This is a genomic window from Mycobacterium sp. 1245801.1 (assembly GCF_001673055.1).
Classification (GTDB): domain Bacteria; phylum Actinomycetota; class Actinomycetes; order Mycobacteriales; family Mycobacteriaceae; genus Mycobacterium; species Mycobacterium europaeum_A.
In genome coordinates, this window is record NZ_LZKY01000235.1 from 1 (window position 1) to 1,074 (window position 1,074).

At 67.9% G+C, this 1,074-nt stretch carries 1 pseudogene; it reads left to right on the forward strand.

Annotated elements, in window-relative coordinates:
• A pseudogene (locus A5622_RS15295) lies at positions 1-1,007 on the forward strand (DNA-binding protein); the annotation flags it as partial.
• Between the last annotated feature and the right edge of the window lie 67 nt (positions 1,008-1,074).

Genomic DNA, 1,074 nt, shown 5'->3' on the forward strand with positions numbered 1-1,074 from the left:
TCGGGGTGTTCACCGGCTTCTCGATGGCCGGCTACGGCATGACCAAACACCATCTGACGCATCGGGAACCGGGCTGGCGCCGCCGGCTGGCGATCAACCTGTCCGCGGCGGTGCTGTCGACGATCGTGGTGGGCATCTTCGCGGTGGCGAAATTCACCGAGGGCGCCTGGCTGGTGGTCATCGTGTTCCCGCTGCTGGTGTTCATGCTGACCCGGCTCAACCGCGAATACCGGGCCGAGGCCGCCATTCTCGAGATGTTCCGCACCGATCGCCCGGAGCTGGTGAAGTACGCGCGGCACCGGGTGTTCGTGTTCGTCGACTCGGTCGATCTGGCGGTGATCGAGGCGCTGCGCTACGGCAGGGGGTTGCGGGCCGACGAACTGATCGCGGTGCATTTCATGGTCGACCCGGCCCACGCGGCGCTGCTGCGAAAGCGTTGGGACCATTTCGAACTCGACACCCCGCTGCGCATCGTGGACTGCCCGGACCGTCGGATCAGCCGCGCCGCGCAGCTGCTGGTCGCCAAGGCGCGTGACGAGAACGCGCGCACCAATGTGACGGTGCTGCTGCCGCGGCGAACCTTCGCCCGGCTACTGGGCCGCGTGCTGCACGACCGCACCGCCGACAAGATCGCGCGAGCGGTCAGCCTGATTCCCGACGCCGCGGCGACGATCGTGCCCTACGACGTCGAATCGCGGATCAGGGAGGCCTACCCCGACACCTTGGAGCAGCGGATCGGGCAGGGGATCGACAAGCTCGAGGCGTGGGTGTCCCAGGACGAAGACCGCAAGGTCGACGCCTACGAACACCCGCAGCGACCGCGATCGGTGGTCATGGTGGCCGGCCTGATCTCGGGGCAACGCGCCAGCGTCGAAGGCCGGGTCAGCGAGGTCGAAGACGTCACCACCCGAGGCCGCACCCACCGACAGATCGTCATCGGGGACAGCACCGGCGAAATGACCGTCACCTTCCGCCCGGGCCACGGCGGCGCCGACATCCAGCCCGGTTCCCGATGCGTCAGATGGTGTTTGGTCATGCCGTAGCCGGCCATCGAGAAGCCGGTGAACACCCGGG